Raw genomic sequence first — 20,442 nt, forward strand, 5'->3', positions numbered from 1 at the left:
GCCCACACAGTCCCGGACCACCGCTCCCATAGGGGGTGCGCGGACGGAGAACCGACCGGCCAGTAGCCCCCGTCACAGCTCGAATCGCTCGCCCGGGAAGGTTCCCGGCAGTTTGGCAGGCGACAGCGGCACCTCGGTCCAGATGGTCTTGCCTGTTGACGTGTACCGGGTTCCCCAGCGTTGTGTCAGTTGCGCGACCAGGAACAGACCTCGGCCGCCCTCGTCTTCCATCGCCGCCCGCCGAAGGTGGGGCGAGGTGTGGCCGCCGTCGGAGACCTCGACGATGAGGCCGCGCTCCTGGATCAGCCGCAGACACACCGGAGCGTTGCCATAGCGGATCGCGTTGGTGACCAGCTCGCTGACGACGAGCTCGACGACGAACGACGCGGCTTCGTCGACTCCCCACGCGGCCAGCTGGTCGAGGGCCAGCGACCGGGCTCTTGCCACTTCTGCGGCGTCGCAGGCCATGTCCCACGTCGCCACCAGACTCTCAGCCAGGGCGTGGACGCGGAGCAGCAGCAGTGCGGCGTCGTCCTCGGGGGCTTGGGGCAGGAGCCTGGTGATGACCCTGTCGCAGATCCTGTCCAGTTGGCCGTTCCCGGGCCCGGAGAGTGCGGTGCAGAGAGATCGGATCCCTGCGTCGATGTCTGTCTGACGGTTTTCCACGAGTCCGTCGGTGTACAGAGCGAGCATGGCGCCTTCCTGCAGCTCGATGTCGGCGCATTCGAACGGCAGGCCGCCCAGGCCGAGGGGCGGTCCGGCGGGAAGGTCCACAAGCTCGGTGTGCCCGTCGGGGGTGACAAGTACGGGCGGCAGATGGCCCGCCCGGGCCATGACGCAGTGCCGGGAGACCGGATCGTAGATCGCGTACAGGCAGGTGACGCCCAGTGCCTGGTCCTCGGTCTCGGCCTCGGCGGCACCGGAAGTCGGAATACCGGTCCGCGCCACGAGGTCGTCGAGACGGGCGAGCAGTTCGTCCGGCGCGAGGTCGAGCGCCGCCAGCGCCGCGACGGTGGTGCGCACCCGGCCCATGGTGGCGGCCGCGCCCATGCCGTGTCCGGCGACATCCCCCACCACCAGCCCGACGCGTGCCCCGGAGAGGGGGATGACGTCGTACCAGTCCCCGCCGACGCCGGCGTGTCCGGCCGCGGGCAGATAGCGGTGGGCGACTTCCACGCCCGGTTGTTCGGGCAGGGCGCGAGGGAGAAGATCACGCTGGAGCATGAGTGCGGTCGCATGTTCTCGGGTGTAGCGGCGGGCGTTGTCCAGGCAGACCGCGGTGCGGGAGACAAGTTCTTCGGCGAGCTGGATCTCCTCATGCTCGAAGGGGTCGGCGTGTTGGGGGCGCGCGAAGGCCGCCACGCCCAGGGTGGTGCCGCGGGCCTTGAGGGGAAGGGCGAGCACGTGGGTGGCCGCGTCGGTAGCCGGCGCGTTCTCGGCCAGGCACCGCAGGCTGACGGTGTCCAGTTCGTCGTACGCGGTGTCCTTGGCCGCGGTGTGATCGGTGCGGTGAGCTACCCGGCAGAGGGTGGGGTGGGTGCCGAAGTGTTGTGGTTCCTCCCCGCCCAGGACGGGTTCGAAGATGTCCACGATGACGGCCTCGGCGAATTCGGGGACCACGAGTTCCGCCAGTTCGCCGGCCGTATGCCGGATGTCCAGGGTTCTTCCGATACTGCCGCTCGCCCGGCTGAGCAGAGCGAGACGCTGCCGTGCCACATAGCGGTCGGTGATGTCGAGGCCGGCCTCACAGACTCCGATCGGCCGGCCTTCCTCGTCCTGAAGCCGGAAGTAGGAGCACGACCAGACGCGTTCATGATGGGGGGCCAGGAAAGTGGCGCTCCGGTACCGCACGTCGACCACGGGTGAGCCGGTGCGGGCCACGCGCTGGACAATTTCCTCGACACTTATGACCGGCCGGTCAGCCTCCTCCAGCACCTCGCCCTGCGGCAGAATGTCCTTCAGGAACCTTCCGGCTACCTCCTTGAGCGAGATTCCGAACTGCTTCTCGATCGCGGCGTTGACCCAGCGCACCCGGGCGTCCGTGTCGTAGATCACCAGCTGGACGGGCGATTCCCGGTCGAGTCCGTCAAGCATGGCCCGGCCGAGGGCCTCCCAGTGCGCCAGCTCGGAATCCACTGCCACCAGCAGCCACCCGGTCGCGCCCACCCCGAGGGCGAGCGGGGTGAGAGACAAGGACACGGGCACCGGGCGGCCGTCACCCCGGCGGACCGGCCGGGGGCCGAGCGACCATGCCGTACCACCGTCACCAGCGGCTGAGGAGATGCCGGCTCCCGTTTCGGTATCGGCCAGGACCGCGTCGGCGGACCGGCCGAGGACCTCCTCGGACGCCAGACCGAACAGCTCCTCGGCTTCCCTGCTCCACCCGGTGAACCGCAGGTGCCGGTCCAGCACTGCGGTCGCGCCGCCGGGCGTCGGCATGCCCGAGGAAGGCGTGCCGTGCGGCCGGACTCTCTGGTCATGCCCTGTGAAAATGCTCGTCATCGCCGCTCCTGAGGTTGGTGCAGGAGAACTTCGGCTCATTCAATGTACCGTCGGACGCCCCCGGTGACGCCTGCGCGCGATAGGCCGTGAGAAGTCGGCGCAGGGCGTCGACACTCTCCTCGGTGCGGCCTGGTGCGCCGGACGTGACCTGGTGGAATACCAGGCCGTCCAGGGCCGCGAAGACGATCTCCGCCATGTCCTGCGACACGTCGAAGCAGGCCAGTGCCTCGCGGACGGCGTCGCGGTATGCGTCGTAGAGCACGTCTACGTGGTGCCGCAGCTCCGGCCGCCTGCTCGCTTCGAGCTTCAGTTCGTACTGGAACGCCTGGACGTCGGGGTCGGCCGCGATGAAGTCGGCCAGGGTCGCGGCGAAGTCCTCCAGTCTTCCGCTGGCGGGCACCAGCGAGGACGTCTCGATGCTGCGTGTGACGCACCACCGCAGCGCCTCTTCGAGGAGGGCGTCGCGCGAACCGAAGTGGTGGGCGACCAGCCCGTGCGTGACGCCGGCTTCGGCGGCGACGGCACGGTAGGTCAGCTTCCGCAGGCCGCCCCGGGCCACCACCCTGACGGCCGCTTCCAGGAGCGCCTCCCGCCCTTCGCCGTAACCGGGCCGGGTGTCCTGGCCGGTCTCGCCGTCTGTCTCTGCCGCGGCGTTCACTCGCCCCTCCTTCTGTCTGCCGTCCCCGAAACTCAATCTATCCTATTGACAAGTTATCCAGGTGGATAGATTCTCGCTGCAGCGCACGCCCTCTATCCACTGGAGTCCCCATGGCCATCCCCGAAGGATTGAGCACCACGCCGTTCGCTCCCCGCTACGCGGACCGGGTCGAGGAGTGGATCGACGTCTACGGCAACGCCGTACCGCTGGCCATCGGTGATCCGGCCGAGGAGTACGAGGCCATCCGCACCGCCGTCGGGGCCTCCGAGTACTCGATGCTCTACAAGTGGCATGTCGAAGGTGAGAATGCCGTCGCCACCGTCGACGCCGTCTTCTCGCGCGGCGTCAAGGGGCTGGGCGCCGGACGCATCGCCTACGGGGTCGTGGTCGACGCCGACGGGATGATGCTGGACGACGTGACCGTGGCCGTCCTCGCGCCCGACCACGTCGTCGTCACCGGCGGCAACCCCGCCACCCTGCAGTCGCTGGCCGCTCACGCACCCGCCGGGACCACGGTCACCGAACGCCGCGACGAGTCCGCCGTCCTGACCCTGCAGGGCCCGCGCAGCCGCGACGTCCTCCAGCGCCTCACCCACGTCGACGTGTCAGGTGCCGCCTTCCCCTACTACACCTTCCTGCGCGACGCCCTCGTCGCGGGCATCCCCGCACAGGTGAGCCGGCTCGGTTTCACCGCCGAGCTCGGCTACGAGATCCAGGTCCCGCGGGTGCAGGCGCTCGCGCTGTGGGACGCGGTCTTCGAGGCGGGCACGGATCTGGGGATCAAGGCCTTCGGCGCGATCGCCCTGCTGACCTGCCGCACCGAGGCCGGGATGATCATGGGGGAGCTGGAGTACGACCACACGGTCACCCCGTTCGAGTGCCGGATGGGCTGGGCGCTGGACTTCGACAAGGGCCCCTTCCAGGGCCGGGACGCGCTGCTGGCCAAGAAGGACAGCGTGACCGGCCGCGTCGTCAGCGTCGTCGTGGATACCGCGCCGGATACCGCCGAGGGCGCCCGGCTGGAACTGGAAGGCCGTGACATCGGCTACGTGACGATGGCGCTGCCCTCCCCCGTCCTCGACGGCGCCACCCTCGGTCTGGCCCGGGTGCACCGCGACGCCGTGAAGTCCGGCACCGCGCTGACCGCCGTCGCCGCCGACGGCTCGACGGCCGACGCCACGGTCAGGCCCACACCCGTGTACGACCCCGAGCGCGCCCGCGTGCGGGCCTGACCCGACGGAGATCCCGACGTGCAACGCTACATTCTCACGCTCCACTGCCCCGACCAGCCGGGCATCGTCCACGCACTCGCCGCGGGCGTCGCGGAGGCCAAGGGCAACATCCTGGAGAGCGCCCAGTTCTCCGATCCCGGCACCGGCATCTTCACCATCCGTGTGAGCCTGGAGACACCCGACGCCGACACCGAGAGCCTGCGGGACGAACTCACCCTGCGGCTGGCCCGTTTCGACCCGGTTCTGACCGTCCGGCCCGAGGAGCAGCGCCGCCGGGTGCTGCTGATGGTGTCGAAGTTCGACCACTGCCTGGTCGACCTGCTCTACCGCTGGGGTTTGGGTGAACTGCCCGTCGACATCCCGCTGATCGTCTCCAACCACCCCGACCTGGCGCCGGTCGCGAAGCGGTACGGCATCCCCTTCGTCCACGTCCCCGTCACCCGCGACACCAAGCCCGAAGCGGAGGCCGAGCTGCTGCGGCTGGTGGCCGAGCACCGGGTCGACTTCGTGGTGCTCGCCCGTTACATGCAGGTCCTCTCCGACGACCTGTGCGGCAAGCTGTCCGGCCGGATCATCAACATCCATCACTCGTTCCTGCCAGGCTTCAAGGGCGCCAAGCCCTACCACCAGGCCCACGAGCGGGGCGTCAAACTCATCGGCGCCACCGCCCACCTCGTCACCGCCGACCTGGACGAGGGCCCGATCATCGAGCAGGACGTCGTCCGCGTCGGGCACCGCCACACCGCGCCCGAACTGGTCGCGATCGGCCGGGACGTCGAGCGGATCGTGCTGGCCCGCGCGGTCCGGCTGCACGCGGAGGACCGCGTCGTCCTCACCGGCTCCCGCACCGTCGTCTTCTGCTGACAGCCGCACCGAGAGGCTTGTGTGACATGACCACCGCGACGCTGCTCGACGGGAAGGCCGCGGCAGCCGAGACCAAACGTGAACTCGCCGAGCGGGTGAAGGCGCTGAAGAGCCGGGGCATCGCCCCCGGGCTGGGCACCATCCTGGTCGGCGACGACCCGGCCAGCCGCTCCTACGTCGGCGGCAAACACCGCGACTGCGCCCAGGTCGGCATCGCGTCGATCCGGGTGGAGCTGCCCGCCACGGCGACCCACGCCGAGGTCGAGGCCGCCGTGCTCAAGCTCAACGCCGATCCGGCCTGCACCGGCTTCATCGTCCAGCTGCCGCTGCCGGCCCACATCGACACCCACGCCGTGCTGGAGCTCATCGACCCGGCCAAGGACGCCGACGGACTCCACCCCGCCAACCTGGGCCGACTCGTGCTGGGCATACCGGGACCGCTGCCCTGCACCCCGCGCGGCATCATCGACCTGCTGCGGCGCAACCGCGTGCCCATCACCGGACAACAGTTCTGCGTCATCGGCTGCGGTATCACCGTGGGCCGCCCGCTCGGCCTGATGCTCACCCGCAGCACCGAGCACGCCACGGTGACCCTGTGCCACGAGGCCACCCAGGACACCGCTGCCCACACTCGCGTCGCCGACGTGGTGGTGGCCGCGGCCGGCGTGGCCCATCTGGTCAAGCCCGACTGGATCAAGCCGGGCGCCACCGTCCTGTCCGTGGGCATCACCCGGACCGTCGAGGGCATCCTCGGCGACGTCCACCCCGACGTCGACCAGGTCGCGGGCTCCCTCGCACCGCCGGTCGGCGGAGTGGGACCGATGACCCGCGCCATGCTGCTGACCAACATCGTCGAGGCGGCGGAGCTCGGCTGACCTCGCGTAGGGGGGAGGGCTGGACCGCAAGGCCCTGCCCCCACGCCGTTACGTGCGGCTGGAGAGCCTCACGCACGCCTACACGCGACCGGAGTAGTCGGTGTAACACTCCACCGGGTCCCCCTCGTAGCTCCACGGCCAAGGCATCACCAGTCCGCCGACCGCGGAGAAGACCGGGCCGGCACCGCCGCTGCGGCCCGCCCGGATCAGGGCGTAGGCGAGCATTCCCAGGTCCGCGACGGCGGCCGCGTGACGCAGGTGACCAGGTTGCGGCCAGTGGGCCATGCCCTGGTCCAGCAGCCGTGCGGTGTGCGGCTGCGACCAGTACTGGCTCACGCCCAGCGCCTGGATTCCTCCGCTGCTCCTTTCGCGGTGGTGCTGGCGCACAGCCGCGGTCAGGGGCAGGCATGCCGTCGGCGCGTCCCACGGCATGACCGCGATGGCGTCGTCGAGGAAGTCCCGCAGCGCGGCCTGGCTGCCCTGCTCCTCCGGGGAGAGGTAGCCCAGGATCTGCAGGTGCGCCTCCCGGTGCCATGGATCACGCGCGTGTATCTCGTGCCAGACGAACGAGAGTTCGGAGCTCGGCCGCTTCAGAAGCCGCAGCGCCGCCAGCGCACCCACCCACGGGGTCGGATCGGCCGGGCGGGCATCGGCGGCGACGCGGCAGAGCGCCATGGCTCCACGCGGATCGGTCGCCAGTTCAGCCCAGGTGGCCAGCAGCAGGGCATCCGGGTCGCGGGGCCGGCGTTCGCGCCAGCCCCGGGCCAGCGCGGGTGCGGCCTGCGCGAGGACGCCGACACGGTGGCAGCGGCGGTCCCAGTCGTCACCGGTGGCCCGCAGGAGCCGCTCCACCTGGGCGATGGCGAGGTCCTGCGGTCCGGGGCCGCGGGCGGCGGTGATGCCTTTCAGTACCCGGCCCAGCACAACGTCGTCGAGTTCGGGGGCGAGGCGGGGTACCTGTCGTTTGTGGCCGAAGAGAGCCATGTCTTTTTCAGTGTCTGTTGTGGGCGGCCTGGACCAGCGCGTCGAACAGGCCTTGCTGGGCCGGGTCCTGGTCCGCGGTGTCCTCGGGGTGCCACTGCACTGCCGTGAACCACCCCGGGTGTCCAGGCAGTTCGAGCCCCTCCACCGTGCCGTCGGCGGCCCGCGCGGTGACCTTGAGCCCGGCACCGACGCGGTCGACGCGCTGGTGGTGGTAGCAGGAGGCCTCCGTCTTCTCGGCGCCGGTGGCCCGTTCGAGCAGGGTGCCTCGCTGGATCGCGACCGGGTGCACGATGTGCCGGTGTTCGCGGTCCGCGCCGCCCATGTCCTGTTCCAGGCTGCCGCCGAGGGCGACGTTCACCACCTGCAGCCCACGGCAGATCGCGAGCATGGGCAGGACCGAGTCCAGGGCCCGCCGGGCGACTTCGAGGTCGAACACGTCCTGGAGGTCGTCGACGTCGTAGACGCTGCCATGGGTGTCGGCGGCTCCGTAGCGGTGCGGGGCCAGGTCTCCGCCGCCCGGGAGCAACACGCCGTCGAAGCGGGCGAGCCGCTCGGCCACGTCGGCTCCGGCCGGGTCGGCGGGGTGGAGGCTCACCGGCTCGCCCCCGGCCCGCCACACGGCCTCGACCAGCGCGCGGGCGTTCACCTCGGCGGCGTAGCGCAGCGCGGACGTGGTGGCGGCGAACCGGGCCGGAATCGCGATCAGGGGGCGCGTGTGCGTACGGGTCACAGCTGGATCCAGGTGGTCTTCAGCTCGGTGTACTTCTCCATGGCGTGCGCGGACTTGTCGCGGCCGTTGCCCGACTGCTTCATGCCGCCGAAGGGGACGGTCAGGTCGCCCTCCTCGTAGCAGTTGACCCAGACCGTGCCGGCCTTCAGTGCGCGGGAGACCTTGTGGGCGGTGGACAGGTCGGAGGTCCACAGCCCTGCGGCGAGGCCGTACTCGGTGGCGTTGGCCAGCCGTACCGCCTCGTCCACGTCGTCGAAGGCGAGGACGGACAGGACGGGGCCGAAGATCTCTTCGCGGGCCAGCCGCATGCCGGGGTCAACCCGGTCGAACACGGTGGGCCGCAGGTAGCTGCCGCCGGTCTCGGCCAGGGCCCGGCCCCCGCCCACACGCAGCCTGGCACCCTCGTCCAGGCCGGAGGCGACATGCTCCAGGACCCTGCCGAGGTGGCTGTCGCCGACCAGTGCGCCCATCTCGGTGGCCGGATCGAGCGGGTCGCCCACCCGCAGCTCGCGCGCCCTCGCCACGACGGCCTCCGTGACCTGTTCGGCGATGGACGAGTGGACCAGCAGCCGGGAGGGCGCAGTGCACATCTCACCCTGGTTGAAGAAGATGCCCCAGGCCGCGGTTGCCGCCGCCTTCTCCAGGTCAGGGGCGTCGGGCAGCACGATGTTCGGTGACTTGCCGCCGAGTTCGAGCCAGACGCGCTTGAGGTTGGAGTCGGCGGCGTAGCGCAGGAAGTGGCGGCCGACGGCGGTGGAGCCGGTGAAGGCCAGGACGTCGACGTCGGGGTGGAGGCCGAGCGCCCGGCCGGCCACCGGCCCGTCACCGGTGACGACGTTGAGGACGCCCGGCGGCAGTCCGGCGTCGGTGGCGACGCGGCCGAGCAGGAGGGCGGACAGCGGAGAGGACTCCGACGGCTTCAGGACGACCGTGCAGCCGGCGGCGAGCGCGGGAGCGACTTTCCAACTCGCCAACGTGAGCGGGAAGTTCCACGGCACGACGGCGCCGACGACACCTATCGGCTCCCGGGTGACCAGGGCGAGCGAGTCCGGTGCGGTGTGGGGAGACTCGTCGGTGAGTTTGTCGGCGAGCTGCCCGTACCAGCGGAAGGTGTTGATTGCGGCGCGCAGCTCGATGGCGTACGCGTCCGTGATCGGTTTGCCCATCTCCAGGCTCACGGTCAGTGCCAGTTCCTCGCGCCGCTCTTCCAGCAGTTCAGCGATCCGCAGCAGAACCCGGCCGCGCTCGGCGGGCGCCAGGTGCGGCCACGGCCCTGTGTCGAAGGCGCGGCGCGCCGCCGCGACGGCGAGATCGACCTCTGCCTCCCGCGCGTCGGCGACCCGGACCAGGGTCTGGCCGTCGCGAGGGGAGATCACGGCGAACGATGCACCGTCACCGGCTTCGTCCTTGCCGTCGATGTGGTGCTGCGTGGGCAGGCCGAGTTCCTTGGCGCGGCGCAGCAGTTCTTCATGGGTGGCGTTCAGCACGCGTTCTCCATCTCCGTTTCATCCACGTCATTCGATGACAGACGACTCACGTGTTCGACAAAGGCCCGATACGGCCGGGGCGCGGGCTCCGGCCGTATCGGTGAGGATCGCGGTGTTCAGTCGCTGGTCTCTGCCCTGGGCCGCGTCAGCCTGGCGGCGACGACGCCGAGGATCAGCACCACCGGAACGGTGGCCTGGAGCCATAGGGCCGTGGTCCGGTCGCCGCCGATGAGCGTCGTGAAGTTGGCGATGATGAGCCAGATGGCACCCGCGATGCCGAGCGCGCCCAGTACGGGGGCGATCAGGGTGTTCCAGAGGCGGGTGTCGGCGCCGGAGCGGCGGAAGTACACGATGACCGAGACCGAGGTCAGGAAGTACAGCAGCATGATGCCCAGGACCGCGACTCCGCTGAACCAGGAGAAGAGGGTCAGCACCGGGTCCTTGCCCAGGACCGCGAAGGGCACCACGAGCAGCACCGCGATCACGGTCTGCACGGTGCCCGCCACCCAGGGCGAGTGACGCCGGTTGATGGCGGTCAGGCCCTGCGGCAGGAGCCCTTCACGGCCGAGAGAGAACAGGTAGCGGTTGGCGGAGTTGTGGAAGGCCAGGAGGCCGGCGAACAGGGACGTGGCCAGCAGGATCGGCAGCACGTCGTTGACCCAGCCGCCGAACTGGGCGGCGATCGGCGCGAAGACGAAGGCCGCGGCGTCACCGCTCTCCAGGGCCTTGCCCGCCTCGGCCGTGGCCTGGGACGCACCGTGCGCGGAGATGAGCATCCACGAGGTGAAGGCGAAGAAGCCGGTGATCACCACGACGGACAGGTAGGTGGCCCGGGGAACGGTCTTGCGAGGTTCACGGGCCTCCTCGCCGTAGATGGCGGTGGCCTCGAAGCCGAACATCGACGCCACGGCGAACATCAGCGCCACGCCGGGAGCACCCTGGAGCGCGACGGACGGCGAAAAGCTGTCCGTGAGGCCGAGCCCCTCGGGGCCGCCGCCCTGGAAGAGCGTCACGAGGGCGAAGACGATCAGGACGCTGAACTCCGCCAGCACGAAGACAGCGAGGATCTTCGCGCCCATCTCGATGCCCGAGGCGCCGAGCACCTGGACGATCACCATGGTGACCAGGGCCCAGACCCACCACGCCACGTGGGCACCGGTGTGGTGCTCGACAAGGCCGCTCATGATGCTTCCGTACAGCCCGTACATGCAGGCCTGCACGGCACAGTAGGAGAAGAGCGCGACCGCGGCGCTGCCGGAGCCGGCCGAGCGGCCGAGTCCCTTGCCGATGTAGGTGTAGAAGGCGCCGGCGTCCACGACGTGGCGGCCCATGGCCACGAAGCCGACCGAAAACAGCAGGACGATGACGCCGGCCGCGAGATAGGCGGCCGGAGCGCCTGCACCATTGCCGATGGCGATGGCGATCGGCACAGCGCCGGCGATGCCGGTCAGTGGCGCCTGGGCGGAGAGAACGAAGAAGAGGATGCCGAGGACACCGAGAGAGTTGGGCTTGAGTCTGCCTGCCATGGATGCATCATCAGCAGTCTGCGTGACGACCGCGGTCTGACTGTCCACTCGAATCACCTGCCGGGGACGGGGAGGGGCGGAGTTTGTTTTGGGCCAAACGAGTTGCCCCATGGTGGGCCGGAACTATCCGTTTGACAAGGGGTGTGGGGAGATCCTTTGCGCGGCGGCGGAGTTCCTACACGGTGGAAACCGGGGGACTCGCGGCACGTGCGACGGATTACGCGGTCACCCTCTCCACGCGCCGCATGACGTCCCGGCAGAAGGTTCCGATGCCGTTGGGGTCGTCGATGAACTGGTTCGGCTTGATGCAGAAGGTGGTGAAGCCGAGCTCCAGCTGCTCGGGAATGGAGGCAAGGGCGGTGCCGAGGTCGGCCGGTGAGCGGTCGTCGGGGAACACGGCCTGGGTGCCGCCGATCATCTCCAGGTCGGCGATGTCGCGTCCTGCCCCGGTCAAGGCGTCCCCGAGCTCCCGCATGTCTTCGGGTGCGGGTCGTCCGAGCGGGTGGAAGCCGTGGCCGTACCGCACGAGCCGCCGCAGCAGCGGGCCGTGCATGCCCTGTCCTCCGAACCACAGCCGCGGGCCGTCAGGACGGTAGGCCTTGGGCTCGAAGTAGACGTCCTGGAAGGGATAGTGCTCGCCGTCGTGGGAGACCGGGGACGGTCCCCAGGCCCTCGCACAGATCTGAAGGTGCTCGTCCAGCAGCCGCCCGCGCTTTCCGAACGGCACGCCCAGGGCCGCGTACTCGTCCCTGCTCCAGCTCACCGTGGGCTGCACCACGAGGCGGCCCTCGCTGAGCAGGTCCAGGGTGCCGAGTTCGCGGGCGAGCAGCAGGGGGTGGCGCAGCGGTGCGAGGACGGCCGCGGCGGCCAGCCGGAGGCGGGAGGTGACGGAGGCGATGGAGGCGAGCAGGAGCAGGGAGTTCGGCCAGGGGGTGTAGGGGTCCTGGTTGCCCGGGAGGGCGTAGTCGCGGGGGTTTCCCATGACACCGGCGGCCCCGGCGTCCGGTCCGAGCACGATGTGTTCGCTGACCATGACCGCGTCGAAGCCGGCGTCCTCGGCCTCGCAGGCCCACCGTACGGCGGTGGGCAGGTCCGCCCGGCCGCCGGTCAGCGTCCAGTTCTCGCTCAGGACGAGCAGCATGCGGGGAGGGGTGGGTGCGGGCACGGGTGGATGTCCTTCACTCGCGGGGATTGCGTCGAGGCTGCGTGCGGCTGGATGACGGCAAAGATGCCCGCCGCGTACTCCTGTGGCGGGCCCACGACGGCCGGACCGCTGTCGCCGGGGCCGTTCTCCGGTGGCCCGGCGCCATCGGTGACATGCCGCGTTTCCGTCTACTCGTGCACCGTGATGGCCTGGAGCGGACATACCTCGGCGGCCTCGTGCAGTTCCTCGGCGCTGTCCTCGTCCACGTCGGCCACGTAGACGTCGGTCGCCCTCGACCGCAGGGACAGGCGTCCGTCGTCGTCCAGCGCGAACAGGCCGGGGGCCGCGTACACGCACTGGCCGTGGTCCTGGCACTTCTTGAGGTCGACTTCGACCTTCATGACGGCTCCTGTCTCTCTCGGTTCTCGCAGGGGTCGGGGGATCAGAGGAAACGGACGGGGAGGCGGGTGATCGTGCGCAGGAACTCGGTGTGGGCGTAGGCGGGTTCACCGGCCAGCTCGACACCGGAGAAACGGTTGACGATCGAGCTGAAGACGATGTCGGCCTCGGCGCGGGCCAGGATCTGGCCGGCGCAGCCGTGCATGCCGGAGCCGAAGGCCAGGTGCTGGCCGGCGGCGACCGGCCGGGTGTGGTCGAAGGTGTCGGGGTCGGCGAAGACCTCCGGGTCGCGGTTGGCCGAGGCGATGAGCAGGGCCAGCGCCTCTCCGGCCGGTACCGTGGTGTCGCCGATGGCCGTGTCCTGCGTGGTCAGGCGCACCACCATCGACTCGGGCGTGTCGATCCGCAGGATCTCGTTGATGATGCCCGGCCGTGCCTCCGGCTCGTCCCGGTAGTCGGTGAACAGCCCGGGCTGCTGCGTCATCAGCCAGATGCCGTGGTTGATCAGGTGCTTGACGTCGAGGTGGCCCACGGCGAAGAACAGCAGGATGGTGTAGACGACTTCTTCCTCGGTCATCCTGCCCTCGTCCTGCGCGGCGATGAAGGCGTCGATCAGGCCCTCGCCGGGATGGGCTCGTTTGTCGGCCACGAGCCGGCGGATGTGCTCGGCGTACCAGGCGAACGCCTCCGTGGTGGCGCGGGCCTCGTCGTCGTTGCAGCCGGGGCCGAGGCTCAGCCCGATCTCGTAGGTCTTGCGCTGGATGGTGTCCATCTCGGTCGGCTCGATGCCGAAGATGTGACAGGTGGTGTCGAAGGTGCACTTCAGGGAGAGGCCGTCGGCCGCGTCCAGGGTGCCGTCGCCCTTCTCCGCCTCGTCGAGCACAGCCTCCACGGCGGCACGCATCACCTTGGACCACTCCTCGACCGCCTTGGGTGTGAACCAGCGGTTGGTGATCCGCCGCAGCCGCGTGTGGTCGGGGGCGTCCTTGCCGAGCATGGTGTGGTGGATCGGGGTGGCCGGCCCGAAGTCGAGCTGTTGCGCGCTCAGGGTGGGGTTGCGGATCAGCCGGGCGACGTCCTCGTAGCGGGAGACGACGTACAGGCCGACCGGATGCCTGTAGACAGGGTGCTCCTGCCGCAGCCGCGCGTAGTACGGGTACGGGTCCGCACGGAAGCCTGGGTCACGGAAGGGCAGCAGATCCTCGGTGGCGGACGCGGGTCCGGCCGTGGTGACGGTCATGTCGTGACACTCCTCGTATCGGGCGCGAGGCGGAGGGAGCTGGGGAGGAGAAGAGGAAGGGCGACCAGTGGGGCCCTTCACCACCGAGAATTATCCACACGGATAATTTCGTCAATGCTTCGCGCGCACGTAATCAACTCTTTATGCCGCCGGAAACAGGCGAGTCCCCGTCGCTGGGCGACGGGGACTCGTCCTGACCTGCCGTTATGGCAGGGATTACGACATGGCGGCTACTCTGCGCCTCCACGCTGCCGGGTCAGCAGTGACCGCAGCTCCTTCAGCGCGGCCTCGGTGACGTCCGGCTCGTCGAGGACCAGCTGGTGCAGTACGAGACCCTCCAGAGCGGCGAACACGAGCCGGGTCAGGGCAGGGCTGGTGCCGTCGGGCAGGCTGCGGGACAGCTCCCTCTCCGTGGCCTCGAAGTACTCCTCGTACAGCGCGCGGATCTGCGGCAGCAGCTCGGGCCTGCGCCGGGACTCGAGCATCAGCTCGTACTGGAACATCTGCATGGCCGGCTCGCGGGTGACCATGTCCGCCAGTCCCGCCGCGAAGTCCGCGATGTCGCCCGTGCCGGGTTCCAGGGAGCTCGTGCGCGCGCTGGTGCGTACCGCGTGCTCGAGGGCCGCCTCGATCAGTGCGTCCCGCGAACCGAAGTGGTGCACCACGAGCCCGTGCGTGACACCCGCCTCCTCCGCGACGGCACGATAGGTGAGCTTCCGCAGCCCTCCCCGGGCCACCACGCGCACGGCCGCGTTGAGCAGGGCCTCACGGCCGGTCCCGTAGTCCACGCGCTTGCGGGGCCTGGCGGGGGGCTTCTCGGAGGAATCACTCATGAACGCGACCCTACCCGCGCGTCGCGACCGGCAGACCGCCCAGGGGCGTCATCGCTTCGGCGGACGGATGCCGCGGAACTCCCAGTCGCCGCCGAGCGCGGTGGACAGCACCTCCTCCGATTCGGTGGGCTGGGCGCCGACGTCGGTACGGATGGAGGTGGGGCCGGTGACGATGTGGTTGGTGAGGCGGCCCAGGCCCTCGACCTCGACCTCGACGACGTCGCCCGGCTGTACGGGGCGGGAGTTGGCGGGGGTGCCAGACAGCAGGACGTCGCCGGGGTACAGGGTGATGGTGCGGGCGATGTCGGCGACGAGATAGTGCATGTCCCACTTCATCTCGTCGGTCGAACCGTCCTGGACCACCTTTCCATTGACGTAGGTGCGCAGGCTCTTGCCGTGGAAGTCCCAGTCGGTGACCAGGCCGGGGCCGAGCGGGCAGAGCGTGTCGGAGCCCTTGACCCGGAGCATGGAGCCGGCGTCGGTGTCGCGGAAGTCGTGCAATCCGTAGTCGTTGGCGATCGTGTATCCGGCGATGTACTCGCCCGCTTCGGCCGGGGAGATGTTGCGCGCGGTCTTTCCGATGACGATGGCCACCTCGCCCTCGTAGTTGAGCCACTTGCAGCCCTCGGGGCGGACGATGGCACCCTTGTGCGAGTTGAGGGCCGAGGTCGGCTTGTGGAAGTAGGTGGGCGTGTCGGGGAGGTCGATATCGAACTCGTCGACACGGCTGCGGTGGTTGAGATGGACCGCGATGACCTTGGAGGGGACGACCGGGGGGAGGTGCTGGGCGTCCTCGGTCTTGACGCGGCGGCCGTCCGCGGCGACGAGTTCGTCACCGTCGACGGTGACCTGGACGGCGGCGCCGTCGAGGAGGATGCGGCGGTATTCGGGCATGGCAGTACTCCTAGATACGGCTGTGAGGGTTGTGCGCGGAGGGGGCGGCGGGCAGGCCGGCGCCGGTCCAGCCGTCGGCCGGGCGGTCGAACCAGAGGTGGACCTGGCCGGTGCCGATGGAGTTCTCGTACTCGCCGTACTGGCGGGCCTTGGCGACGCAGGCCTGTTCCCCGAGGGCACCGGCCATCATCAGGTAGTGGAAGAACTTCGCCTCGGGCCTGTACTTCGAGAACTCCGGCATGGTGTCGAGGACCTTGTCGTGGCGGCCCTCCTTGAACCAGGCGATCCGCTCGTAGTCGGCCTCGCGCGCCTCGGGCGTGAAGATGTGCACCGGGTCGCTCGACTCGTGGTCGCGCAGCTCGCGCAGCGGCCAGAAGGTGTGCGACAGCGCACCGGAGGCGATGACCAGGACCCGGCGGCCCGGGGTGGCGGCGATCCCGTCGGCCAGCGCCCGGCCCAGCCGCAGGTGGTCCTCCATGTCCCCGGTCTGACAGACCCCGATGGTCACCCACCGCTTGTCCGGCAGCCCCTCCCCCAGGAACTTCCAGAGGTTGGTGGTGGCGTAGTAGATCGGCAGGTACTCGTCCTCGATCGCGGTGATCCAGGTCCCGTGCTTGTCGGCGAACTTCTCGATGTTGTGGGCCAGTTCAGGATCACCGGGGAAGTCGTACGGCATCCGGCACATGCCGCGCGGTAGCTCCTCGGAGGTGAACAGACCGGCGCGGCGCTGCTGGGCTGTGACGACGAACTCGACGGTGGTCGCCCAGTGGGAGTCCAGGACGACGACGGTGTCGTATTCGTTGGCGGTGTCGCGCTCGAAGACGTCCTTGCGGAGCTGGTGCAGGCCGGTGACGAGGGTGATCTCCTTGCCCCCGTTCAGCTCCAGCCGGGTCTCCTCGGGCAGCACGATGGTGGGGACGTGGGCGAGGAGGCCCGCCCCGACGATCTCACCCATGGTTGTTCCATCCGTTCGGCGAGGTCACGGTGTTCTTGAGGTCGCAGTAGAAGTCGAAGCTCCAGGTGCCGCCCTCGCGGCCGACGCCCGAGTGGCGGGAGCCGCCGAACGGCGCCTGCAGGTCGCGGACGAAGAAGCAGTTGGTCCAGACCGTGCCTGCGACAAGCTGGGCGGTGACGCGTTCGGCGCGCTCGGGGTCACCGGTGGCGAGCGTGGCAGCCAGCCCGAAGCGGGTGTCGTTGGCGAGGCGGACGGCTTCGTCTTCGGTGGCGAAGGTCTGCAGGGTCAGGACCGGGCCGAAGACCTCCTCCTGCACGATCTCCGAGTCCTGGGCGACGGCGGTCAGGAGGGTCGGCGCGTAGTACTGGCCGTCCTTGCGGTGGCCGCCGATGACCGCGCGGGCACCGGCCGCCACGGCACGCTGCACGAAGCCGTCGATCTTCTCCAGCTGGAGCGGGTGGATGTTCGGCCCGATGTCGGTAGCCTCGCCGCGCGGGTCGCCCTGGGTGAGCTGCCCGGCCTTCTCGACGAAGCGGCGGGTGAACTCCTCGGCGACCGACTCCTCGACCAGGAAGCGCGTCGCAGCCAGGCACACCTGGCCGGCGTTGTCGTACTGCTCCACCGCCAGGTCGACGGCCAGGTCCAGGTCCGCGTCGGCGAACACCAACAGCGGCGACTTGCCCCCCAACTCGAGACTCAAGGGCGTGAGGTTCGCGGCCGCCGACTCCGCGATCCGCTTGGCCGTGGGCACGGAGCCGGTGAAGCTGATCCGGCGCACGTCGGGATGCGAGGTCAGCGCGTCGCCGATCTCGGAGCCGTAGCCCTGGACGACGTTGAGCACACCTGCCGGGAGCCCGGCCTCGGTGGCGATGTCGGCCAGCAGGGAGGCAGTCAGCGGGGTCCACTCGGCGGGCTTGAGGATCACCGTGTTGCCGGCCGCGAGAGCCGGGGCGACCTTCCAAGTGGCCAGCATCAACGGGGCGTTCCACGGTGTGATCAGCACGGAGGGGCCCGCTGGGTCCCAGCTGACGTGGTTGGTGTGCCCGCGCGTCTCGAAGTCCTCGTGCTCCAGTTTCAGCAGCCAGTCCGCGAAGAAGCGGAAGTTGTGGGCGACGCGGGGCATGACGCCCCGGCGGTGGGAGCGCAGAAGGGCTCCGTTGTCGGTGGTCTCGACGATGGAGAGCTCTTCGATCCGCTTCTCGACCCCGTCGGCGATGGCGTGCAGGATGCGTGCGCGTTCCGCGCGGGAGGTGGCCGCCCAGGCGGGGAACGCGGCCTTCGCGGCGGCCACGGCGGCGGCTGCCTCCATGGCCGTGCCCCGGGAGATGCCGCCGATCGTGCTGCCGTCGATGGGCGAGACGTCCGGGAACGTCTGTGCCGAGGCGACGCGCTCGCCGCCGATCCAGTGCCGGGTGTCGACGGCGACCCCGGCAACGGTGATGGTGTGTTCGCTCATGCTCTGCTCCTCCGGTCTCACGAGGTGGTGGGGTCTACTCGGCGCCGGAGGTGCCGGATTCCAGCAGTCGGCCGCCGTCCCAGACGACGCCGACCTGGCGGTAGTAGGCGGCGATCGGCTCGCGGATCTCCAGGCGGGCCAGTTCTTCGGTGGGCGCCTCGAACAGCTCCAGCTCGGCGTCGCCGCGCCAGGCCTGTCCCGCCTCGAAGGACGCGGCGCCCGACTCGATCAGCTCGTCCAGAGCGAGGCCCTTGCCCTTCTCGATGGAGGGCAGCCAGCGGTGGTGGGCCATCGGGTGGGCGTTGACGAAGCCGTTCGTCTGCGACGGCTCGCGCAGGGTGACCGTGGTCTGGGCCAGGCGCCGGTCGGCGGCGGCGAGCGTGGCGCCGAAACGGGCCCCCGCCTCGATGCGCGGCGCGGGGCCGTACGGGTGCGGGCGGGTCTGGTGGATCGAGCCGAGCTTCTTCGGGTAGCCCTGGTGCAGGCCGCGGGCGATGGCGAAGTCCTTGTCGACCCAGATGTAGACGCATCGCGAGTACGTCTGGCCCCGGTACTTGCAGCGGACGACCGCGAACGCCTCCTTGTACTGGGAGAGCACGGGATCGAGCAGTTCCTCGCCGGACGCCGAGCAGGACTGCCAGTCGGCCCAGATCAGCGCCACCGCGCCCGGGTCCTCGTCGGCGAGCTCCAGTGGCTCGGGAAGCAGTTCACGCACGCGCGCCGGGTCGGTGCGGTACTCGACGGTGAGCAGGTCCCCGGAGTACAGCCAGGGCGGTGAGGGGACCAGCGACGAGGCACCGCTCGCCGTCTTGGGGAAGAAGAATCCACGGACGGTGTTCATGATCAGCGAAGTCCTTTGGCGGTGAGGGCGGGCTGCTCGAGCAGTTCGGCGCGGTATCGGGAGGCGGCGGCCACCGCGGCCGGACCGCCGAGGGCGACGACACCGGCCAGTCGGCCGCCGGCGTGGTAGCCGACGACGACATCTCCGTCGAGGTCGCCGTCCAGGACGCGTACGTCCTCCTTGCCGAGTACCGGTGCGCCGAAGGACTGCAGGCGGAAGTCGTGCTGGTCGCTCCAGAAAGTGGGCAGCGGCGCGAACGGGGACAGGCCGTGGCTGGTGCCGGCCAGCTGGGCGACGAGGGTCTTCGCGGCGTGCTTGGCGGTGTCCGTGGGGATGCACCAGTGCTCCACACGGCGTGGTACGCCGTCGTAGCGGGCGTTGGGGAAGCGGGCGACGTCGCCGACGGCCACCACGTCGGGCCGTCCGCCGGCGCGCAGGTGCTCGTCGGTGAGCACGCCGTCGCTCAGGTCGAGGCCGTTGCCGTCCAGCCACTCGGTGTTGGCGACCGACCCGACCGACTCGACCACCACGTCGGCGGGAAGGACGGTGCCGTCGCCGAGGGCAACGCCGGTGACGTGGTCGTCGCCGGTGAAGCCGGTCACGCCCGTGCCGAGGGCGAAGCGCACGCCGCGCTCCTCGTGGCGCTTCAGCAGGACCCTGGCGAGGAGCTCGCCGAGGGGGCCGACCATCGGCAGGGGCAGCGGGTCGACGACCGTCACCTCCCGGGCGCCCAGAGCGAGGGCGGTGGCGGCGACCTCGCAGCCGATGAAGCCGCCTCCGACGACGACCACGCGGGCTCCGGGCCTGGTCAGGGCCTGCCGCAGACCCTGCGCGTCGTCGATGGTGCGGACCGTGTGCCGGCCCGCGAGCGGGCCGGGGCAGCGCAGGCGCCGGGGCCGCATTCCGGTGGCGACGACCAGACCGTCGTAGGAGAGTGCCTCGCCGTCGTCGAACTCGACGATGTTCTCCGCGAGCCGGGTGGCGACGATCTTGACGCCCAGCCGCCATTCCGCGTCGGCCACACTCGCCCGCGGGCGGAAGGCGAGTGACTCGAAGGGTGCCTTGCCGGCCAGGACCTCCTTGGACAGGGGCGGCCGGTTGTAGGGCATGTGCGGCTCGTCACCGACGAGGGTGATGGCTTCGGTCCAGCCGGCGGCCCGCAGCTGCTCGGCCGCGCGCAGGCCGGCCATGGAGGCGCCGGCCACGACGATGCGTGCACTCCGCGAAGTCATGGTCAGCCCTCGATACGGATGGCCTGGAGCGGACACACGTCGGCGGCTTCCTCGACCTCTTCGCGCAGCGCGTCGTCGGGGTCGGGGACGTAGGCCAGGTGGCCGCTGTCGTCCATGGAGAAGACATCGGGTGCGGCGAAGACGCACTGGCCGTGGTCCTGGCACTTGTTCATGTCGACGACGACCTTCATGGCCGGTCCTCCTGAATGTGAGGGCGTCGGGGCGGGGACGAGCGGAGGAAGAGGGGCCCGACCGGCGTCGGCCGGGCCCCGGCCAAAGGTCCGGCAACTGACCGAACCCTTACTCATTTGGCTTCAAACAACATAGGAAGCCGCCCGACCCTGGTCAATACCTATCCATGCGGATAATTTTTTTCCTGCCGCCCCTTGCGGGGTACTCGAAGTCCTCATACCGTTTGGCATCAAACAAGCTATTCCATGTGCCGCGCCCCCACCCGTACCGGCCCTCTGAATCCCCTCACCATCCACACGCCTAGGAGTTGTCTTCAAATGTCACGCCCACATCAGGAGCGATGCGAGGGTGACGGCGGCTTGGTAGGACTCGGCGGTCTTGTCGTAGCGAGTAGCGAT

At 69.9% G+C, this 20,442-nt stretch carries 19 protein-coding genes; 3 read left to right on the top strand and 16 right to left on the bottom strand.

Translation table 11 applies throughout. The features are described 5' to 3' along the window. Positions 1–72 precede the first annotated feature (72 nt). On the bottom strand, positions 73–2,502 hold the full coding sequence (locus PV734_RS21065; RefSeq protein WP_319290826.1) for a SpoIIE family protein phosphatase: 2,430 nt from the start codon (positions 2,500–2,502) through the stop codon (positions 73–75). Continuing rightward, positions 2,477–3,160, bottom strand: coding sequence for a TetR/AcrR family transcriptional regulator (locus tag PV734_RS21070; protein WP_319290828.1), 684 nt, complete (start codon positions 3,158–3,160; stop codon positions 2,477–2,479). Before PV734_RS21070 ends, PV734_RS21065 begins: the two co-directional genes overlap by 26 nt. A 110-nt stretch (positions 3,161–3,270) precedes the next feature. Here PV734_RS21070 and PV734_RS21075 point away from each other — a divergent pair, with 110 nt between their 5' ends. Genes PV734_RS21075 through PV734_RS21085 form a run of 3 tightly spaced genes read left to right on the top strand, consistent with a single transcriptional unit; the run spans position 3,271 to position 6,131 of the window. Further along, on the top strand, positions 3,271–4,392 hold the full coding sequence (locus PV734_RS21075; protein ID WP_319290830.1) for an aminomethyltransferase family protein: 1,122 nt from the start codon (positions 3,271–3,273) through the stop codon (positions 4,390–4,392). An 18-nt stretch (positions 4,393–4,410) separates the two neighbouring features. After that, positions 4,411–5,256 carry a formyltetrahydrofolate deformylase gene (gene purU / locus PV734_RS21080; protein WP_319290833.1) on the top strand — a complete coding sequence of 282 codons (846 nt, stop codon included), beginning with the start codon at positions 4,411–4,413 and terminating at the stop codon, positions 5,254–5,256. A 26-nt stretch (positions 5,257–5,282) separates the two neighbouring features. Then, complete coding sequence (locus PV734_RS21085) at positions 5,283–6,131, top strand: bifunctional methylenetetrahydrofolate dehydrogenase/methenyltetrahydrofolate cyclohydrolase (RefSeq protein ID WP_210582061.1); 849 nt, start codon at positions 5,283–5,285, stop codon at positions 6,129–6,131. Between the two features lie 78 nt (positions 6,132–6,209). Here the strand turns inward: PV734_RS21085 and PV734_RS21090 are convergent, their stop codons facing one another. The 14 genes from PV734_RS21090 to PV734_RS21155 all read right to left on the bottom strand — a co-directional run bounded on the left by PV734_RS21090 (position 6,210) and on the right by PV734_RS21155 (position 20,043). Further along, a complete protein-coding gene (locus PV734_RS21090) occupies positions 6,210–7,115 on the bottom strand; it encodes a hypothetical protein (protein ID WP_319290840.1) in 906 nt (301 codons plus the stop codon). Between the two features lie 7 nt (positions 7,116–7,122). Further along, on the bottom strand, positions 7,123–7,845 hold the full coding sequence (locus PV734_RS21095; protein ID WP_266928415.1) for a gamma-glutamyl-gamma-aminobutyrate hydrolase family protein: 723 nt from the start codon (positions 7,843–7,845) through the stop codon (positions 7,123–7,125). Further along, the gene (locus PV734_RS21100; RefSeq protein WP_319290844.1) at positions 7,842–9,332 is read right to left on the bottom strand and encodes an aldehyde dehydrogenase; all 1,491 of its coding nucleotides are present in this window, start codon (positions 9,330–9,332) and stop codon (positions 7,842–7,844) included. Before PV734_RS21100 ends, PV734_RS21095 begins: the two co-directional genes overlap by 4 nt. A 116-nt stretch (positions 9,333–9,448) precedes the next feature. Continuing rightward, complete coding sequence (locus PV734_RS21105) at positions 9,449–10,906, bottom strand: APC family permease (protein WP_210582057.1); 1,458 nt, start codon at positions 10,904–10,906, stop codon at positions 9,449–9,451. A 169-nt stretch (positions 10,907–11,075) separates the two neighbouring features. Continuing rightward, positions 11,076–11,999 carry a TIGR03619 family F420-dependent LLM class oxidoreductase gene (locus PV734_RS21110; RefSeq protein WP_319290892.1) on the bottom strand — a complete coding sequence of 308 codons (924 nt, stop codon included), beginning with the start codon at positions 11,997–11,999 and terminating at the stop codon, positions 11,076–11,078. A gap of 191 nt (positions 12,000–12,190) precedes the next feature. Further along, positions 12,191–12,403 (bottom strand): ferredoxin, encoded by a 213-nt coding sequence (locus PV734_RS21115; RefSeq protein ID WP_069757840.1) that lies wholly within the window; start codon positions 12,401–12,403, stop codon positions 12,191–12,193. Positions 12,404–12,444: 41 nt separating this feature from the next. After that, on the bottom strand, positions 12,445–13,641 hold the full coding sequence (locus tag PV734_RS21120; protein ID WP_319290848.1) for a cytochrome P450: 1,197 nt from the start codon (positions 13,639–13,641) through the stop codon (positions 12,445–12,447). 230 nt (positions 13,642–13,871) lie between these two features. Further along, the gene (locus tag PV734_RS21125; protein WP_266529753.1) at positions 13,872–14,474 is read right to left on the bottom strand and encodes a TetR/AcrR family transcriptional regulator; all 603 of its coding nucleotides are present in this window, start codon (positions 14,472–14,474) and stop codon (positions 13,872–13,874) included. Between the two features lie 48 nt (positions 14,475–14,522). Next, the gene (locus tag PV734_RS21130; RefSeq protein ID WP_069757843.1) at positions 14,523–15,368 is read right to left on the bottom strand and encodes a fumarylacetoacetate hydrolase family protein; all 846 of its coding nucleotides are present in this window, start codon (positions 15,366–15,368) and stop codon (positions 14,523–14,525) included. 10 nt (positions 15,369–15,378) lie between these two features. Then, positions 15,379–16,323, bottom strand: a complete 945-nt coding sequence (locus PV734_RS21135; RefSeq protein WP_266928318.1) for a 3,4-dihydroxyphenylacetate 2,3-dioxygenase — start codon at positions 16,321–16,323, stop codon at positions 15,379–15,381. Continuing rightward, positions 16,316–17,779, bottom strand: coding sequence for an aldehyde dehydrogenase (locus tag PV734_RS21140; protein WP_319290859.1), 1,464 nt, complete (start codon positions 17,777–17,779; stop codon positions 16,316–16,318). The genes PV734_RS21135 and PV734_RS21140 overlap by 8 nt, the downstream gene beginning before the upstream one ends. Positions 17,780–17,813: 34 nt before the next feature. Further along, a complete protein-coding gene (locus PV734_RS21145) occupies positions 17,814–18,620 on the bottom strand; it encodes an acetoacetate decarboxylase family protein (RefSeq protein ID WP_319290861.1) in 807 nt (268 codons plus the stop codon). 2 nt (positions 18,621–18,622) lie between these two features. Further along, positions 18,623–19,852: an NAD(P)/FAD-dependent oxidoreductase gene (locus PV734_RS21150; RefSeq protein WP_319290863.1), complete on the bottom strand. Its 1,230-nt coding sequence runs from the start codon at positions 19,850–19,852 to the stop codon at positions 18,623–18,625. A 2-nt stretch (positions 19,853–19,854) separates the two neighbouring features. Next, complete coding sequence (locus PV734_RS21155; protein ID WP_319290865.1) at positions 19,855–20,043, bottom strand: ferredoxin; 189 nt, start codon at positions 20,041–20,043, stop codon at positions 19,855–19,857. Positions 20,044–20,442: the final 399 nt, after the last annotated feature.

Origin of the sequence: Streptomyces sp. AK08-02, from assembly GCF_033795085.1 — a bacterium.
Lineage (GTDB): Bacteria > Actinomycetota > Actinomycetes > Streptomycetales > Streptomycetaceae > Streptomyces > Streptomyces echiniscabiei.

What these genes read in the sequence shown, in the direction of transcription:
- PV734_RS21065 (WP_319290826.1), bottom strand. Translation starts at nt 2,502, where the DNA reads ATGACGAGCATTTTCACAGGGCATGACCAGAGAGTCCGGCCGCACGGC.
- PV734_RS21075 (WP_319290830.1), top strand. Translation starts at nt 3,271, where the DNA reads ATGGCCATCCCCGAAGGATTGAGCACCACGCCGTTCGCTCCCCGCTAC.
- PV734_RS21085 (WP_210582061.1), top strand. Translation starts at nt 5,283, where the DNA reads ATGACCACCGCGACGCTGCTCGACGGGAAGGCCGCGGCAGCCGAGACC.
- PV734_RS21090 (WP_319290840.1), bottom strand. Translation starts at nt 7,115, where the DNA reads ATGGCTCTCTTCGGCCACAAACGACAGGTACCCCGCCTCGCCCCCGAA.
- PV734_RS21110 (WP_319290892.1), bottom strand. Translation starts at nt 11,999, where the DNA reads ATGCTGCTCGTCCTGAGCGAGAACTGGACGCTGACCGGCGGCCGGGCG.
- PV734_RS21115 (WP_069757840.1), bottom strand. Translation starts at nt 12,403, where the DNA reads ATGAAGGTCGAAGTCGACCTCAAGAAGTGCCAGGACCACGGCCAGTGC.
- PV734_RS21120 (WP_319290848.1), bottom strand. Translation starts at nt 13,641, where the DNA reads ATGACCGTCACCACGGCCGGACCCGCGTCCGCCACCGAGGATCTGCTG.
- PV734_RS21125 (WP_266529753.1), bottom strand. Translation starts at nt 14,474, where the DNA reads ATGAGTGATTCCTCCGAGAAGCCCCCCGCCAGGCCCCGCAAGCGCGTG.
- PV734_RS21130 (WP_069757843.1), bottom strand. Translation starts at nt 15,368, where the DNA reads ATGCCCGAATACCGCCGCATCCTCCTCGACGGCGCCGCCGTCCAGGTC.
- PV734_RS21135 (WP_266928318.1), bottom strand. Translation starts at nt 16,323, where the DNA reads ATGGGTGAGATCGTCGGGGCGGGCCTCCTCGCCCACGTCCCCACCATC.
- PV734_RS21140 (WP_319290859.1), bottom strand. Translation starts at nt 17,779, where the DNA reads ATGAGCGAACACACCATCACCGTTGCCGGGGTCGCCGTCGACACCCGG.
- PV734_RS21145 (WP_319290861.1), bottom strand. Translation starts at nt 18,620, where the DNA reads ATGAACACCGTCCGTGGATTCTTCTTCCCCAAGACGGCGAGCGGTGCC.
- PV734_RS21150 (WP_319290863.1), bottom strand. Translation starts at nt 19,852, where the DNA reads ATGACTTCGCGGAGTGCACGCATCGTCGTGGCCGGCGCCTCCATGGCC.
- PV734_RS21155 (WP_319290865.1), bottom strand. Translation starts at nt 20,043, where the DNA reads ATGAAGGTCGTCGTCGACATGAACAAGTGCCAGGACCACGGCCAGTGC.